General features: G+C 48.5%; 15 protein-coding genes. 4 read left to right on the forward strand and 11 right to left on the reverse strand.

Going from position 1 to position 17195, the window contains the following annotated elements:
* The first annotated feature begins 60 nt into the window (after nt 1–60).
* Complete coding sequence (locus OCV63_RS09565; protein ID WP_158363604.1) at nt 61–615, forward strand: prolyl-tRNA synthetase associated domain-containing protein; 555 nt, start codon at nt 61–63, stop codon at nt 613–615.
* Nucleotides 616–817: 202 nt separating this feature from the next.
* On the opposite strand, the gene OCV63_RS09570 is transcribed toward OCV63_RS09565, so the two are convergent.
* On the reverse strand, nt 818–1561 hold the full coding sequence (locus OCV63_RS09570; protein ID WP_158363605.1) for a DnaJ domain-containing protein: 744 nt from the start codon (nt 1559–1561) through the stop codon (nt 818–820).
* On the reverse strand, nt 1554–2378 hold the full coding sequence (locus tag OCV63_RS09575; RefSeq protein ID WP_262670769.1) for a DUF5685 family protein: 825 nt from the start codon (nt 2376–2378) through the stop codon (nt 1554–1556). The genes OCV63_RS09570 and OCV63_RS09575 overlap by 8 nt, the downstream gene beginning before the upstream one ends.
* 305 nt (nt 2379–2683) lie before the next feature.
* Here OCV63_RS09575 and OCV63_RS09580 point away from each other — a divergent pair, with 305 nt between their 5' ends.
* Complete coding sequence (locus tag OCV63_RS09580) at nt 2684–3088, forward strand: zinc ribbon domain-containing protein (RefSeq protein ID WP_158363606.1); 405 nt, start codon at nt 2684–2686, stop codon at nt 3086–3088.
* A 99-nt stretch (nt 3089–3187) separates the two neighbouring features.
* Here the strand turns inward: OCV63_RS09580 and OCV63_RS09585 are convergent, their stop codons facing one another.
* The 5 genes from OCV63_RS09585 to OCV63_RS09605 form a co-directional block, all read right to left on the reverse strand.
* Nucleotides 3188–3598: a cytidine deaminase family protein gene (locus OCV63_RS09585; RefSeq protein WP_158363607.1), complete on the reverse strand. Its 411-nt coding sequence runs from the start codon at nt 3596–3598 to the stop codon at nt 3188–3190.
* Between the two features lie 12 nt (nt 3599–3610).
* Complete coding sequence (locus tag OCV63_RS09590; RefSeq protein WP_158363608.1) at nt 3611–5050, reverse strand: glycoside hydrolase family 1 protein; 1440 nt, start codon at nt 5048–5050, stop codon at nt 3611–3613.
* A 9-nt stretch (nt 5051–5059) separates the two neighbouring features.
* Nucleotides 5060–5392, reverse strand: a complete 333-nt coding sequence (locus tag OCV63_RS09595) for a PTS lactose/cellobiose transporter subunit IIA (RefSeq protein ID WP_158363651.1) — start codon at nt 5390–5392, stop codon at nt 5060–5062.
* A 44-nt stretch (nt 5393–5436) separates the two neighbouring features.
* On the reverse strand, nt 5437–6576 hold the full coding sequence (locus tag OCV63_RS09600) for a PTS transporter subunit EIIC (protein WP_262670770.1): 1140 nt from the start codon (nt 6574–6576) through the stop codon (nt 5437–5439).
* A 94-nt stretch (nt 6577–6670) separates the two neighbouring features.
* Nucleotides 6671–6997, reverse strand: coding sequence for a PTS sugar transporter subunit IIB (locus tag OCV63_RS09605; protein ID WP_158363610.1), 327 nt, complete (start codon nt 6995–6997; stop codon nt 6671–6673).
* A gap of 263 nt (nt 6998–7260) precedes the next feature.
* Between OCV63_RS09605 and OCV63_RS09610 the strand changes: the two genes are divergently transcribed.
* Complete coding sequence (locus tag OCV63_RS09610; protein ID WP_158363611.1) at nt 7261–9183, forward strand: BglG family transcription antiterminator; 1923 nt, start codon at nt 7261–7263, stop codon at nt 9181–9183.
* Between the two features lie 50 nt (nt 9184–9233).
* On the opposite strand, the gene OCV63_RS09615 is transcribed toward OCV63_RS09610, so the two are convergent.
* The 4 genes from OCV63_RS09615 to OCV63_RS09630 all read right to left on the reverse strand — a co-directional run bounded on the left by OCV63_RS09615 (nt 9234) and on the right by OCV63_RS09630 (nt 14629).
* Nucleotides 9234–10937: an ATP-binding protein gene (locus OCV63_RS09615; protein ID WP_262670771.1), complete on the reverse strand. Its 1704-nt coding sequence runs from the start codon at nt 10935–10937 to the stop codon at nt 9234–9236.
* Between the two features lie 71 nt (nt 10938–11008).
* Nucleotides 11009–12382: a 23S rRNA (uracil(1939)-C(5))-methyltransferase RlmD gene (rlmD, locus tag OCV63_RS09620; protein ID WP_158363613.1), complete on the reverse strand. Its 1374-nt coding sequence runs from the start codon at nt 12380–12382 to the stop codon at nt 11009–11011.
* A gap of 1 nt (nt 12383) precedes the next feature.
* Entirely contained in the window at nt 12384–13328 is a 945-nt protein-coding gene (locus OCV63_RS09625) for a 3'-5' exoribonuclease YhaM family protein (protein WP_158363614.1), read from the reverse strand.
* Between the two features lie 32 nt (nt 13329–13360).
* Nucleotides 13361–14629 (reverse strand): S1C family serine protease, encoded by a 1269-nt coding sequence (locus OCV63_RS09630; protein ID WP_262670772.1) that lies wholly within the window; start codon nt 14627–14629, stop codon nt 13361–13363.
* A gap of 178 nt (nt 14630–14807) precedes the next feature.
* Between OCV63_RS09630 and OCV63_RS09635 the strand changes: the two genes are divergently transcribed.
* Nucleotides 14808–17192 (forward strand): endonuclease MutS2, encoded by a 2385-nt coding sequence (locus OCV63_RS09635; protein WP_158363616.1) that lies wholly within the window; start codon nt 14808–14810, stop codon nt 17190–17192.
* The last annotated feature ends 3 nt before the right edge of the window (nt 17193–17195 follow it).

The raw sequence follows: 17195 nt of genomic DNA on the forward strand, positions 1-17195 counted from the left end.
GCGGCTGGAGGTTCCGGCCGCTGTGTTTTTTATCTGAAGATTTTAAAGGAGGATTTTATTATGAGTAGTATTTACATAGACCCGCAGGTTTACACCGGCCGTCCCGCCAGCGCAGAGGGCCGTCTGGAAAAGGAGATAGCTGTCTACGATCTGCTGGACAGGCTTCAGATTCCCTTTACCCGTGTGGATCATGGAGTAGCCATGACCATCGAGGAATGTCAGGACGTGGATCAGCTTCTCGGTATTGAGATCTGTAAAAATCTGGTGCTTTGCAACGCACAGAAAACCAGGTTTTATCTGCTTCTGCTGCCCGGAAATAAGCCCTTTAAGACAAAAGATCTGTCCAAACAGATCGGTTCCTCCCGTCTCTCCTTTGCCCCGGCGGAGTATATGGAGAAGCTGCTGAATGTAACGCCGGGCTCCGCTACGATTATGGCGCTGATGAATGACCCGGATAACCAGGTACAACTCATCATTGACGAGGAGGTATCTGCCCTGGAGGACTTCGGCTGCCACCCCTGTATCAATACCTCCAGCCTGCGTATGAAGACGAAGGATGTGCTGGAGAAGTTTCTGCCGGCGGTGCACCATGAGGCGATTTTTGTGAAGCTGTAAAAATGAAATTATGTTCCGCGTACATTTTATTGTTATGAAATAGCTGGCACATTACTGAACACTCCGTATGTACACTCGTTTTTCAAACATGTGTGCAACAAAACTATATTTAATTTTGAATTTTAATACACTAAAAAACAGGTTCGTTCTTCTAATATTTGTTATAGAAAGAACAGACCTGTTTTCATTTTCTCATTTTCTTTTAGCATCTGCAGAACATGCAGAACAGCTGCGCCAGACAGAAGCTCCTGCAAAGCTTATCCATGCCCTCGGCCTGCCGCTGATAATTCCGGCTGTTCTGGCTGTATACATTTTCCGCGTAGCGATAGCTCTGAAGCGTCCGCTGGTAAAGCGCGTTATTCGGCTCCAGCTGAAGCGCTTTCTGGATCTGAGTCACGGCCAGCATCTGATTGTTCAGGCCGTAGTTAGCCAGGGAGCTTAAGTAGTACCACCGGGCATTCCGCTCCGATCCAGGCATGCCGTTCAGTACTGAATCCGCGAACTGATATTTTCCCATATTGATAAAATCTACAGCCTGACGCATAGTCTCACTGTCTGTGTAAACCTGCTGGGGCCGCTCCGGTCCCATGCGCATTCCCCAGAAACCGAAGAAATCCTCGAAGCTGCCAAAGCCGCCGTAGGGGCCGCTGCCGTAAGAGCTATTTCCATAGGAACCATTTCCACTGTTGCCATAAGCGCCGCCGAAAGGCCCGTCTCCAAAGGGATTCTGCCCATATCCGCTGCCGGTCTGCTGTCTCCGGTATTTCTCCGGATTGTTCAGCATGTCGTAGGCCTCGTTGATCTCGTTCATTTTCTCCGCTGCCTTCGGGTCGTCCGGATGAAGATCGGGATGGTATAATTTTGCCTTCTGCCGGTAGGCTTTCTTTATCTCTTCCCTGGTGGCGTCCCGGGACACCCCAAGTACTCTGTATGGATCGTCAACCATCCGTCTTCTCCTTTCCACGTATTTTTGCGTAGTATTGCTGCCAGACGCCGCCGTAGAGGATATTGCGGAGCAAATGCTCATCCTGCACCAGAGGCAGCTTTTCGAAGACTTCCATGGCATTTCCCAGAGGGAGCCCCAGAATCGGCTCCATCTCCTCCGGTTTCTTCTTCATTTCAAATAACGGGTTATAATTGCCCGTCTTCATATCCTTTTTATAATCCATGGCCGCGTCCATCAGATAAATAAAACGGCCCAGCTCGTAACCGAAGGCCCTGAGACTGTTACTCCAGAAGTCCTCCTCGTACACAAAGAGCTCCGAGAGCATTCTGCCGGAGCAGTTGATAGCCTGATCCGCGTTGGCGCCCGGCGCCTGCTCGATGAAATCCAGCTCCTGAAGGCTATCGGTGATGGCCTTGCACTGGCGTGGATAGACCTTTTCCACCTCGGCGTATGCCTTCTTCAGCCGATCGCCGTACCATCGCTTTCCGGCCTTCTTCTCATCCTTCCAGTCGTCCAGAGCCTTGTAGTAGGCCAGAGCCACAGTCATATCCGCCGCGTATTCAGTAAACCGGTTTTCCACGCCGCTTCGCGGACGCAGGGGATGGATACCACAGCGGAAGTCCGCCGTCTCTTCCTTCGGCTCATACAACGAAGAAAGGAACAGAATCACAAAAGTCATGTCGTAGCTTAGGCTCATCCGCTCCAGTTCCCCGTATCTCAATTTTAAATTTCTGCAGAGTCCGCAGTAGACGCTTCTGTAACGCTCCTGTTCTTCCTTCGAAAGTTTCGAACGGTTACATTCTATATATCCGAACATTCGCTCACTCCTTTACTGCACAATGGCTTCGCGAATTCATTTTTATTACAGCATGTCTTAGTATCTAAGCTTACCATGGTTCCTGTCAATGTCAATGGCTTTCACACTTCTTTTAGACTCTTTTTAATTTTTTAACATTTCCATTTTTCTCTATAAACTTCCAGTAAAGCATGCTATACTGAACTTATCATTTACGAACGGTAGGCTTCCTGGTGCCGGTTCTCGGAATCGCCCTGGGCGGCATCGGACGATAACACTAATATGGCTTTTATGAATCAGACTACTATGGAAGGACAGAAAAGCTGATGTTTTTTATCTGTGGAATCAATCAGGAAGAAAAAGAACTGGGAAGCTTCGGCCCCTATATCTGCGGAGCCTGCGGCAGCTACGGGCGCTATCAGGTTTACATCACTTATATGTGCCTGAGCCTGTTTTTTATCCCTATTTTAAAATGGAGCAAACGCTATTATGTACGGACCTCCTGCTGCCAGAGCCTCTACGAGCTGGATCCGGAGGTCGGAAAGCAGATCCAACACGGGGAATCCGTGGAAATCCGCCCGGAGGACATGACCCTGATCCGGCGTGGAAACAACGGCCGAAGCGGCTGGCAGAACCCGCCGCGCCGCCACGTCTGCCCGGCCTGCGGGTATGAGACGGAAGAGGATTTCGCGTACTGCCCAAAGTGCGGGACGCGGATGGAGGAGCGATAAAACAGCGAACGGGATAGCGCACCCTTTATGGAGTGTCCTATCCCGTCTGTAGCCGCCTTTATGCAATACTCTTGCTTTCTCTGTAGGCTCTTCTTAACTTTAATATCTGGAATATCCCCACCAATCCGGAACCAGTTCCTGTAAACGAACACTTCTCATCGTGCCCTTCTCGCAATCCAATTCCAGTAGGACTTCAATATCCTTGCTATCCTCGCCAAGCTGCATCATATATTCACGGCACACGCCGCAGGGAGGGCATACGCGCTCGCCCGACTCCACTGCTACGATTTTTCGGATTTTGTGCTCTCCATGAGCAATCATACTGGTGATCGCATTCCGCTCTGCGCAGCTTCCTATAGAAGACGAAGTATCTACACATACACCGACATAGATATTCCCATTTTCTGTCAGCAGAGCTGCTGCTACACTTCCCGCTGTGATAAAGGAAGAAATTTCTCTTTTCCCCCGTATCGCTACTGCTTCATCATATAATCTGATAAACTCTTCCATACCTGCATTCCTCTAATCCAATTTTTCTCCGTTACTCTCGATAACCTTCTGATACCAATAGAAGGAATCCTTCCGGATTCTGCGGCACTCCTTCGGATCATCATCTGTACGATCCACATAGATAAATCCATAGCGCTTTTTCACACCATTACTGGTGGAAATCAGATCCAATGCAGACCACGGACAATATGCCCATACCTCCACGCCGTATTCAATTGCCTTTCCCATAGCCTGAATATGCGCTTTCAGGTATTCAATGCGGTAATCATCATGAATTTTTCCATCTTCTGTCAGTTTGTCAAAAGCGCCCATTCCGTTTTCTGTAATCATCAACGGTTTACCATAGCGTTCATATAAATCGCGAAGGAGATATTCCAGTCCTGTAGGATCGATACTCCAATCCCAGTCTGTCGTATCCAGATTCGGATTTTTACACATCTCATAGAATCCCGGATGCGTCTCATAACCGGAAATATCGCCTTTCTTTCCAGAACGGTTCACGCCATTATACCGAATTTCCTTCGTTCCCTCCGGACACGCTTTCGCACATTCACTTGCATAATAATTCAGCGCAAGGAAATCCGAATACCCCTCTTTGATAAGCTCCATATCGCCATCCTGAATTACCGGAGCCAGGCCATGCTTCTCCAGATAAATCATTGCTGCTTTTGGATAAGTTCCTTTAAAATAAATATCCAGGTAAAAAGAGTTTCTTAAATCATGTGCATTCAATGCAGCCATCATATCTTCCGGACAGGATGTCAGCGGATAAATCGGCGAATAACCCAAAGCCGCTCCTACCTTTCCGCCCGGAACCATCTCATGCACCTGTTTACACGCAATCGCATGTGCCAGATTCATATGATGATTAATCTGATATCTCAGCTGGTTATTATCCCGATACTGCTCCGGAATATAACATTTCTGCGTCCAATACTGAACGATAATGCTCTGCTCATTGATGGTTGTCCACAGTTTTACCTTATCCTTAAACTCATTGATAATGTAACCAGAAAAATACGCAAAGTCATCTACAACCTGACGATCGATCCAGCCACCATATTTTTCCACCAATGCCCAGGGTAAATCATAATGATACAGCGTTACAATCGGCTCAATCCCATTTTTTAGCAGCTCATCAATCAAATCCCGGTAAAACTGAATTCCCTTTTCATTCACTTCACCTACGCCGTCGGGAAAAACTCTGGACCAGGAAATAGAAAACCGATAGGACTTAAAGCCCATTTCTTTCATTAACGCCACATCCTCCCGAAAATGGTGATAGTGGTCACTGGCAATATCCGCATTGGCAAAACCATATTTCTGATAATTCTCCCGGTTAATTATATCCTGCTGAGACGCCTTTTTCCCATCCTCATAAGCAGCGCCTTCTACCTGATAGGCGCTGGTTGCAGCGCCCCATAAAAAATTCTCCGGAAATATATTTTTCATATGTTCCTCCTATTTTTCACTTATAATTTTCAGAATATCCAACATCTCATCCGCCATCTGAATTTCTGACATAATGGTCATCAGCGTATCCTGTGCATGAGCAAAGAGCAAACTGAATTCATACTTTTTTCCGCCTGCTTCACTCTGAATAATATCTGTCTGTGCATGATGCGCCTGTGCAATGCATTTTCTCGCTTCTTCCATTTTTGCACCGGCATTTTCAAAGTCAAAGGCTTTTCCAAGCTTCAATGCGTCCTTAACCTTCAGTCTTGCGTCTCCGGCATTCATAATAATCTGCATGGCTGCCGTTACCATTTCTTCATTTTCAAATTCCTCACCCATAGATAAATTTCCCCGTATTCTTTCATTTTCCATTATCGTGTTTCTTATGCGGCCTGTTCATCCGCCAGCTTGGATTTCTCATACACTTTGAAGAACGGATACCATACCATCACATTGATAGCCAGATAAATAATCCACCAGATCACCGCGCGGAAATCCTCTGTTACAAGCATACTGCTGAAGGGAGCCGGAATCTGTCCCACATGAATCAGCTTGGACGGGATATTTAAAAGCCCAGTGCTCATCAATACCCATACATACACGGGTCCAATAATCGCATTAATCCATGCAGGAAGCATCAAAATCGGGTTGAATACAACCGGCGCGCCAAACATAACCGGTTCGTTGATATTAAATATAGAGGGAATCAGGAACACCCGCCCCATTGTCTTTAACTGCTTTGACTTTGACACGCACATCAGAAGGTTCAAGCCAAGCGTTGCGCACATACCGCCGATGGTTACAAATGCCATCGTAAAGGTTGCCTCATACGTAACAATATTTAATGCAGGCTGACCTGCAGCTACCGCGTCGATATTTGCCTGAATACCTGCCAGAAAAATAGGCATTGTCACAGCATCCCATAACCAGCTGGATACACCAAGTGTATAGAAAAAGGCCGGAATGAAACAGATAAGAATAAAGCCAGGCAGGGTCTGCGCATAACTGGTAACCGGCTGAAGCATACCAAGCACCACCTGGAAAAGGTCTACAGCAAGCGCCTGAAATAAAACCATTCCCAGTGCAAGGCAAATAACAAACGGCAGAATCGTATTAATCCATGAAACCAGAAAATCCGGAATGCTGCTGTCTTTTAAAAACCGCAGCCTACCCCATATATGGAAAATGATGCTGACCATAAGTCCGATAATCATGCCTACAGCAATTCCCGATGCGCCCAGATTGCTCATCAGCGCAGATACGCTGTCCACGTTTTCATCTGTAGGCATAACACTCATAAACAGGGTACACACGGAAGCCAGTCCGGCATTGATGGTGTATTCCGGATGATTCAGCTTTTCCATACACTGATTTCCCATCATAAATGCTACAATCAATGTAATCAGTCCAAAACTGTATGATGCAATCGGAGACAGATCTGGAAGAGACGGCAGATAATATCTCGCCACATTGTATACATATACAACCGATCCAGTCAGAATAAACGGCACTACTTTCTGCATACATCCGGAAACTGCTGACAGCCACGGTCTGCTGAATAATTTATTTGCTGCAGGAGCAAAAGAATCAGATAACCAGTTCATAAATTTCTTCATTTTAACCCTCTTTTCTACTTTCCATAATCTCTGTAACCAGCTTTAAGAGACGCTCTCCGTCCAGCATAGCGTATATATCCTGCGGTATTACCTGTACCGGGACCTTATAAGGCGCTGCCATTTCCTGAAATTTTTCCAGTTCGGACGCATAATGGGGGCCCAGCAGCATTACATCAATCGTTCCAAGCAATTCCATTGCCTCTGAATGACTTCTTGCTTCTACACTAATCGGAAGCTTTTGCTTTTTAGCTGCCTTTCTTGCGCTGCTTGCAAGGAATCCACTTGACATTCCAGCTCCGCAGCATAATAAAACTTTGATATTTTCCATTTTTATCTTCTCCTTCTCATATCGGTTGGACGTCCCGTTGTCGATATCTATATTATGCAGGAATTTTCCCTGACGCTCAACCTGACATTTTCCCCATAGCGTGCAGAACAGAAAACTTTCGTCTTTCCCCGATACAGGGAAAAATTATGATCTATGCTTTTGCCCCGTACAGTGAAAAAAAAGAGTGTTTTCTAAAATATTTCTGCTTTATAATATAGATCTAAAAAATCTTATAAACCAACAGAACAGTAAAGGGAAACGGAATGAAGAAAAAACAGACTGAACTGCTCAGATATCTGTCCGGCCAGAGTCATCCCATCAAAAGCACAGAACTGGCTAACGCTCTTCAGATATCTTCGCGTTCTGTAAAAAATTACGTCAGTGATATTAACTTTCTTTATAACAAAAAAATCATTCTTTCTTCCCGTCAGGGCTACCAGCTCAATCACCAATTGTCTTACCACCTTCTGCTCGACGAGAATGAGGAAAAGCTACCGCAAACCGGAGAAGAACGGGCATTTTATATCATTAAGAGTCTGATTCTCGGGCATACACCCCAACTGGATCTGTTCGATCTCTGCGACTATCTGTGTATTAGCTATTCTACATTGAAGACGGTAATCACAAAGATGAATAAGTCCTTTTCTGCCTATCATGTCTCTTTTATATGTAAGAATGACTGTCTGAAAATTATAGGGAGCGAAAAGGACAAGCGCAGACTTATCAGCTATATTATCAGTGAAGAAAGTCAGAACCGTTTCATTGATATGCAGCAGTTGGAGGAATGTTTCCGTGAAAGCATCCCCGTACGGGAGCTTCGCGATATCATTCTCTCGCTTTTCCGTAAGCATAATTATTATCTGAATGATTTTGCAGCCTTAAATCTTCTTTTACAGCTCTGCATTATCATTGACCGGAATATTAACGGGAATGTGTTAAACCATATGGAGACGAATCTTCCAGAAATAACCAAGGCCGAATCCCTCCTGGTTCAAGAGCTTCTGGAACAACTGGAAATACGGTTTCCGATTCATTTAAACGCCTCTGAACAGCAGGAAATTTATATGCTTTTTAAGGTAAATGCAAATTCCTCTGTTCCAACCTCGAGAGAGGATTTAAAAAAGTATGTAACAGATAAGCTATTGACACTGACAGATTATTATGTGGAGCAGGTAAACAATCATTATCTTGTCAATCTAAGTGATGAACGTTTTACTACAGCCTTTACTCTGCATCTGGAAAATCTGCTGCTCCGTGCCCAAACGGGAAATTATACCAAAAACCCCATGGCAGAATCTATCAAGCTGAACAATCCGCTTATATATGATATTGCCATCTATATTGGTCTGGACTTAATGGAACGATTTCATATTCTTATTCCGGAAGATGAAATCGCTTTCCTAGCCATTCATATCGGAGCCGAGCTTGAACGTCAGAATACAACCCGTTCCAAGATTCGTACCGCGCTTTTATGCCCCGATTACAGAACTCTGAGTAATGAACTTTTAAATAAATTACTTCTCAATTTCGGCAACTGGCTGGACATCATATGCAGTGTATGCGACGAAGCTGAACTGAAGGAGCAGTCTTTTTCTCTGCTTCTTACTACCATTCCTTTGAAGAAAGCCTGGGAATGCGATGTTATCCTTCTCTCACCTTTTAATCTGAACGCACAGTATGATATAATTTATGAAGCCATTACCAAAAAACAAGATCATGATAAAAATGAACGATTAAAGAAAAATTTTCATACTTTTTTTGAAGCAGATTTATTTGAAACCAACGCAGAATTTTCTCACCGGGACGATATTCTGCATTGTCTGTGTCAGAAGCTTTTGCAGAAAGATTATGTAAACCAAGATTTTGAAAATAATGTAATGAAGCGAGAGACCGCTGCTACTACAGCTTTCGGTAATGTTGCAATTCCTCATTCCGCAGACATGGATGCTGTCAAAACCAGCATTGCTGTTGCCATTTCCCGTAAAGGATTTCAATGGGGAAGTAATACCGTACATATCGTATTTCTTCTTGCTATTAATAAAGCTGACAAGCAGGCTTTCCGGGATTTATATGAATCGTTGATCTCTCTTTTTACGGATGCCACTATGATTCAGGAAATTCGCAGCTGCGAAAATTTTTCAGATTTTGAACATCTTATTTACAGTCATATCGGTATTTCCGAATGAAAATAAGGGTATTCTTTTCCGCCTTTCTAATGGAAAAGAATACCCTTTCTTTATACCAGATTTATCTGCTCTGCGGCAATCCGTGTCCGTTTGCCAGAAAACGCAATCCCCATTTTTATAGCAGACGTCAGATTCTCCGCGCTGAAATCAGCGGTATAAGAGCGATCCGTAATCTGCTGTAAAGCTGTCTGAGCCAAAGCTTTCAATTGTGCTTCTGAACAGTTTTTCCCAGCCTTCAGCTCTATCAGAATCCCCGGAAGTTTTTTATTCAACGGAAGCATCTGGATATCAAATCGTCCCTCTCCTGCTTCCCGATTCGAGGTGATGCGATAACTGTTATCCATAATCGCGCACATTCCCAGAATCAGTCCATGATAGAAGGTCTCATTTGCCGCATCATGAAAACTGATAGTCTGAAGCAGAAAATTTTCCAGAGCCTTTTGCAACGCCTGAATATCTACTTTGTAGATGGCTTCCTGGATAGCAATTGCTTCTGAACGCGGAATCACAGCTTCCATCTGAGATAGAATCTCTTTACTGTAGACGAAAGAAATCTCTTTATTCGGCAATGCCACTTCACACATATAATCTTCGCCATATGGCTGGTCAGCGTTCACGGCCTTCAGATAACCTGCTACCAACAGAAAGCTGTACACGGAAGAAGGTTCTTTTTGAATCTGCGGATAGATTACGCCCGTGTCGATATGCGTAACAAAGGAGCCGCCTTTCATCAGTAATTCCAGTCGTTCCATAATGTCTGGCGTGGCTAAAGCCAGTACCTCGCGAATAATATCATTATTACCGGTAGATTGCCAGAAAGCTTTGGGGCGACAGTTATTATTAAAATATCCAATCACAGACCAGGGGTTAAAAATGTCCGTATTGCCAAAGCGATACCCGTCATACCAGTCACACAGCTCCTGATATTTGTCAGAAGCCCTGTAATACTCTGCCATAGCTCTTACTTCTTCTGAAGTAAAGCCGAAATACTCACTGTAACGTTCATCCAGAATCGAGTTAATTTTCAGATTATTCAATCCACTGAAAATACTTTCTTTTGCCACGCGAAGGATACCGGTCAAAAAGCCGTAGCTCAAATGCGGATTGTCTTTCAATCCTCCGGAAAACAGGTTTCGCATAAATCCGATAACCCTGTCGTAAAAGCCATTCATATGTCCCTGCTGAATTGGCGTATCATACTCGTCAATGATGACGAGGGGCGCTGTTCCATGATGCTTATGGAGCAATAGCGTCAATGTACGTAAGGACATCTGATAGTCTATCTCACTTGCCGTTTCTGTCGCAAGACGGGAAAAATCTTCTTTTTCGTAACTGCTGAGCAAAGTACTGGACAGCAGCTCTCCATGCCGTCGAAATTCCAATGTAATCAGCTTCCGAAGCGCCTGATAGGTTTCCTCCCAGGACGCATATTTTACATCTTTGAAGGAAAGAAAAATGACTGGATATTTTCCCTGATGCTCCCGGTAAAAAGAGCCACAGAACCAGATTTTTTTATCTTTAAAATAGACCGACGTATCCGAATCGTTTTTTTCAAAAAAGATCCGAAGCATATCCATATTCAATGTTTTGCCAAAACGGCGCGGCCGGGTAAACAGGGACACCTTGGCCCGTTCATCCAGTAAATCACGGATAAGCAGGGTTTTATCCACATAATAATAGTGGGTACAAGCGTCCTGATAGTCGGAGACGCCGACAGGCAGAGGTCTGCGCACGGGCATTTCTTTCATTGTCATAGTGGATTCCTCCGTAATCATTCTTGACAATATTATAGGCATTATTCAGAGCGAAATCAATCTTCGCTACCTTAATTTTCTCTACTATTTTTCCGCACCAGCAGTCCCACATTCTCCACCCCCGCGGTCTGGGGGAACATATCCACCGGCTGTACCTTGATCAGCTCATAACGTCCATCGGCGCAGAGGATCTTCAGGTCCCGGGCGAAGGTGGCCGGGTCGCAGCTCACGTAGACGATGCGCTCCGGGGCCATGGCCAGCATGGTGGTAAGACAGGCGCTGTCACAACCCTTCCGGGGCGGGTCGATGACGATGACGTCGGCGTGGATGCCTTCTTTTTCGTATCGCTCAGGCAGAACCTCTTCTGCCTTTCCCAAATAGAATTCCACATTGGAAATGCCGTTTAATTCGGCGTTGTGTTTCGCGTCCTCCACGGCCTGGGGCACAATTTCCACGCCGTAGACTTTCTTCGCGCTCCGGGCCAGGAACAGGGAAATGGTTCCGATACCGCAGTAGAGCTCCCAGACGGTCTCCTGACCGGTCAAGCCCGCGTATTCCAGCGCAGTGCGATACAGCTTCTCAGTCTGCACCGGGTTCACCTGATAGAAGGACAGGGGCGAAATCTGATAACTGATATCGCCGATTTTGTCGGTGATACAGGTCTGACCACGCACCGGGATGATCTCGTCGCCCAGGATCACATTGGTGTTCTTCTGATTTACATTTAAGGTCAGGCTGGTCATACCCGGAATCGTGAAGAGGAAATCGGCCAGCTTCTCGATCTGCGGAAATTTCCTGCCATTAATGACCAGGCTTACCATCAGTTCACCAGTGGCAAAGCCCTTCCGGATGAGCGCGTGGCGCAGAAGGCCTTTGCCTGTATTCTCATCATAAGGCTCAATATGATTCTCATTCATAAAGTTGAGGATCATGTTCAAAATGGTCTGATTCTCCTCGATGCCGAGGGCGCAGTCGGTCTCCGGCACGATGCTGTGGGTGCGCCCAGCGTAGAAGCCGGTCACGATACGTCCCTCTTTGTCTTTTCCGAAGGGGAACTGGGCCTTATTGCGATAGCGGTAGGGCTCATCCATGCCCAGAACCGGATTCACCGGAGGTTCCGCGAAGCCGCCCAGGCGTTTTAAGTCCTCCCGCACCTTTTCTTCTTTATATAAAAGCTGTTTTTCATAGGAAAGTCCCTGAATCTGACAGCCGCCGCAGCGCCGGTGCTGGGCGCAGCGGGGCTCCTCCCGGTCTGGGGACGGCTCCAGCAGTTCCACCAGGCGCGCGAAAGCGTAGGTCTTCTTCACCTTGGTCAGGCTCACCCGCGCCCTGTCTCCGGGAAAGGTATCCTTCACAAAGAGGGGATAGCCATCGATTTTGCCTATCCCCTCTCCTGCGCTTCCCATGGATTCAATTGTCACTTCCACCAAATCATTCTTTTTCAATTTAAACCTCCGTCTTACGCAGATTGGACTCAAAGAAACGGTTATAGCCAAGCCAGCCGGTATTGGTGCCTGCTGCCTTGAAGATCTCCTTCATGGTCTCCATCTTCGCGTCCGTATTGTCCGCCAGGTTCAGCGCCATGGCCTCCGCCAGGGCCGGCTTTTTCGGGGAGCCATACTCCAGCTCGCCATGGTGGGCCAGGATGCAGTGCTTCAGTTCATTTTCCAGCTTCTTCGGGAATCCGGGGATCTGACGGGCCCGCTCCGCCACCATCTCGCTGCCCATGGCGATATGGCCCAGCAGCTGGCCCTCGTCCGTATAGTCATTTTCCGGGAACTCAGACAGCTCGTAGACCTTGCCGATATCGTGGCACATGGCCGCTGTATACAGCAGATCCCGGTTCAGATAGGTATAATTCCGCACATAATATTCGCAGAGCTTCGTCACATTTAAGGTATGCTCCAAAAGACCGCCCACAAAGCTGTGATGCACCGTCTTGGCTGCGGAATGGAACTTGAAGCCCCGGATAAACTCAGCGTCATCCACGAACAGGCTCTTTAAGAGAGCCCGAAGATGGGGCTCCTGCACCTGGTTGGCGTAGCCCATCAGTTCATGGTACATCTCCTCGATGTCACGCTCACTGACCGGCAGATAGTCGGCCGGATTGTACTCGCCCTCCCGGGCCTTTCTCACGCGCTTTACGTTCAGCTGCAGCGCGCCCTGGAAGCTGGTGGCCTCTGCCATAATATCGATATAATCCAGCGCCTCGAAATCGTCGATGCCCTGGGAATTCGGATCCCAGATCTTGGCGTCCACCACGCCTGTCTTATCCTGTAAAATCAGGTTCTCGTAGGATTTTCCATTTTTTGTAACCGCAGACTGGCGCTGCTTGCACAGATAGATGCCGGAAATGCGTTCGCCTTCCCGAATGCTTTCAATATATTTCATTTCTTTCTCTCCTCATGATTTCATACAGCCCACTATTTTAACACATCCAGCTTCACACTGCACGTAATTTCTTTATATTCTTCTTTGCCCTGGCGCATGACCTTCACCCGGATTACCTGATCCTTGGAGAATTTCAGCAGCATTTCCTGAATCTCCGTCACGCCCGCGACGGTCTTGCCGCTAATCTCGGTGATGACATCGCCCGCCTGCAGGCCGCCGTTCAGGGCCGGGGAATCCGGCTCCACATTGGACACATAGACGCCCGTGGGAATGCCCTGGATCTCCGCGATCTCCGCAGTCACCTGGCTGCCCTTGATGCCCATGTACACCAGATCCTGGCTGTTGGACAGATGCTCGATGACTGCCTTCATATCGGAAATGGCGTAGGCCGTCATCGCCCGCTCGTTGGAGGCATGGAGATAAGTGTCCTCGATAAGGCCGATGACCTGGCCGTCCAGATTCACCAGCACGCCGGTGCCGCCGTCGGAGCGTTCCATATCCGTAATCAGAAGACGGTACTCTCCGTCGATGACACTTGTCTTGTGGCCCGGCCCCACCAGATTGCCGAACTTCAGGGAACCGGCGAAGCCTGCAGGACTGCCCACGGCAATCACATTGTCGCCTGCTTTCAGATTCCTGGAGCTGCCCAGATCCGCGATTTTCACAGCCTCCATGGTACTGTCATCCACAGCCGCCAGATTCACGCTTACAATAGCCAGATCTGTTACCCGGTCGTAATTCTTCAGAACCGCTTCCTGGCTGGTTCCATCTACAAAGGTGACCTGTAAAAGGCTTGCATCCTTCACCGGCTCGTAGGGGATCAGAACCAGAAGCTCCACACCGTTGTTGCCCACCAGAAGGCCGCTGATCTCCCGGCGGCTCTCGTAGATCTCATTGAACCAGTCCGTGTCGCTGCTGGCCGCCATCACGGTCACTAGGCTCTTATTTACCTCGCCGGCTACGGCCTTCAGCTTTGTATACAATTTCTGATAATCGCTCAGCTCCAGCTCCTGGGGCTCCGTGATGATCACCGGGTCCGCGGCCGGCTCCTGCGCCACTTCATCCGGCTCGTCATTGTCCCGGGGAATCGTGATCTCGTTCTTCTCATCCTGTCCGAAGGTCCGCTCCATAAAGGGCTGTACCTTTACGAACACAAAGCTGGCCACTACGCCGCACAGAACCGCCACCAGCAGCCAGTAGCAGAGCTGGCGGAACCGCCTGGTCTGGTAAAAGGGCTGCTTTTTTATCTTCTCTTTGATAAAGGAAAATTCCTCATTGTTCGATCTTCTGTCTTCAGCCATAAAAATCCTCCGCAGATTTTCTCCATAAACCGCTGCGCCGAGTGCGCATCTTTGCAAGCAGGAACAACCTTTCTCTCTGCAATCTTCGATATCCATATTTTAATACATTTTTATACAGGTGTCTACAAAGAAAAACCCTCTTTTCATTCCATTCAAATTGCGGTATACTTTGGGTATTATGAATAGAAAAGCTTATCACACACTGGAATTTTATAAAATTATCGAGCGTCTAGCCGCCGAAGCGGGAAGCGCAGGCGGACGCAAACGCTGTATGGAATTGGAACCCATGCAGGATCTGGCGGCGATTACGGCCGCACAACAGGAGACTGAGGACGCCCTGACGAGACTTTACCGCAGAGGCGGCGTGGGCTTCTCCGGCACCAGGGACGTACGCGCTTCCCTGAAGCGTCTGGAAATCGGAAGCACCTTAAATATCCCGGAGCTTCTGGATATCTGCTCCCTTCTGGAGACCGCGGCCCGGGCCAAACAGTATGCCCGGCAGAATGAGGGACGGGAGGAAGATCCGGATTCCCTCGATCCACTCTTTGACACGCTGGAGCCCTGTACCCAGCTTTCGAGCGAAATCCGCCGCTGTATTCTCTCGGAAGACGAGATAAGCGACGACGCCAGCCCCGCCCTGCACCACGTGCGCCGCTCCATTCTGGCAGCCAACGACAAGATTCATTCGACCCTGTCCGGCATGGTCAATGGCTCCGCGCGGACTTATCTGCAGGATGCTGTCATTACCCAGCGAAACGGCCGCTACTGTATCCCGGTTAAGGCCGAATACCGCAGCCAGGTGCCCGGCATGATTCACGACCAGTCCTCCACCGGTTCCACCCTGTTCGTGGAGCCCATGGCTGTCGTTAAACTGAATAATGATTTGAAGGAATTATACCTGAAGGAGCAGGAGGAAATCGAGCATGTACTGGAATCCTTAAGCAACCAGACCGCCCTCTGCACCGAAGAGCTGACCCAGGATTATGAGATTCTGACCATTCTCGACTTCATTTTCGCCAAAGCGCGGCTGGCAAAGGATATGAAGGCCACCCGGCCGGAGTTCAATGAAAACCGGCGCATCTATATTAAGGAAGGCCGCCACCCGCTGCTGGATCCGAAGAAGGTCGTGCCCGTCACGATCCGACTGGGCCAGGAATACGACCTGCTCATCGTCACCGGCCCCAACACCGGCGGTAAAACCGTCTCCCTGAAGACCACCGGCCTTCTGACCCTGATGGGACAGGCCGGACTCCATATTCCTGCCGCCCAGAATTCCGAGCTGGCCGTCTTTGACGACGTGTACGCGGACATCGGCGATGAGCAGAGTATCGAGCAGTCCTTAAGTACCTTCTCGTCCCATATGACCAATATCATCCGGATTCTGAACGAGGCTTCTTTAAATTCACTGGTGCTTTTCGACGAGCTCTGCGCCGGAACCGACCCCACCGAGGGCGCGGCCCTGGCTATCGCGATTCTGTCCCATTTGCATAAAATGGGCATCCGCACCATGGCCACCACCCATTACAGCGAGCTGAAGATCTTTGCCCTCTCTGCTGACGGCGTGGAAAATGCCTGCTGCGAATTCGATGTGGAGACTTTGAGCCCCACCTACCGGCTTCTCATCGGCATCCCGGGTAAGAGTAACGCCTTTGCCATCTCCAGGAAGCTGGGTCTGCCCGACTTTCTCATCGAGGATGCCAGAGGCCACTTAAGCGAACAGAACGAAAGCTTCGAGGATCTGCTGTCCGATCTGGAGAGCAGCCGCCGCACCATCGAGATGGAGCAGGCGGAGATTCAGGAGCATAAAGAAGAGATCCGCTCTCTCCGGGAAGCCCTGGAGAAAAAGCAGGAGAAGCTGGAAGCCCAGCGCGACCGCATCTTACGGGAGGCTAACGAGCAGGCACGACAGGTTTTGCAGGAGGCCAAGGATTATGCCGATGAGACCATGAAGAATTTCCATAAGTTTGGCAAGGCTAACATTTCCGCAAGCGAGATGGAGGCAGAGCGCGCCAAGCTACGGGAGCGCATGAAGAAGACCGAGAAGGCCATGGCCAAAGATGTGGCAAAGAAGCCGAAGAAGGCGCTGAAAGCTTCCGACCTGCACCTGGGCGATACCGTAAAGGTACTGAGCCTGAACCTGCAGGGCACCGTCAGCACCCTGCCCGACGCCCGGGGCAATCTCTATGTGCAGATGGGCATCCTGCGCTCACAGGTGAAGCTTACCGATCTGGAGCTGGTAGAGGAGGCTGTCATCACCGCCAAGCAGTTCCAGCGCACCAGCGCGGGCAAGATTAAGATGAGCAAGTCCGCTAACGTCAGCACCGAGATCAACCTCATCGGCATGACCGTGGACGAGGCTCTGGCCCATCTGGATAAATATCTGGACGATGCCTACCTGGCCCATCTTCCTTCCATCCGCATTGTACACGGAAAAGGTACCGGAGCGCTCCGGAAGGCCGTACAGGGTCTCTTAAAGCGCAACAAATATGTAAAATCCTACCGCCTGGGCGAGTTCGGCGAGGGCGACGCAGGCGTTACGATTGCAACCTTTAAACAGGAGTAGAAG

Source organism: Laedolimicola ammoniilytica (genome assembly GCF_025567165.1).
Taxonomy (GTDB): domain Bacteria; phylum Bacillota; class Clostridia; order Lachnospirales; family Lachnospiraceae; genus Laedolimicola; species Laedolimicola ammoniilytica.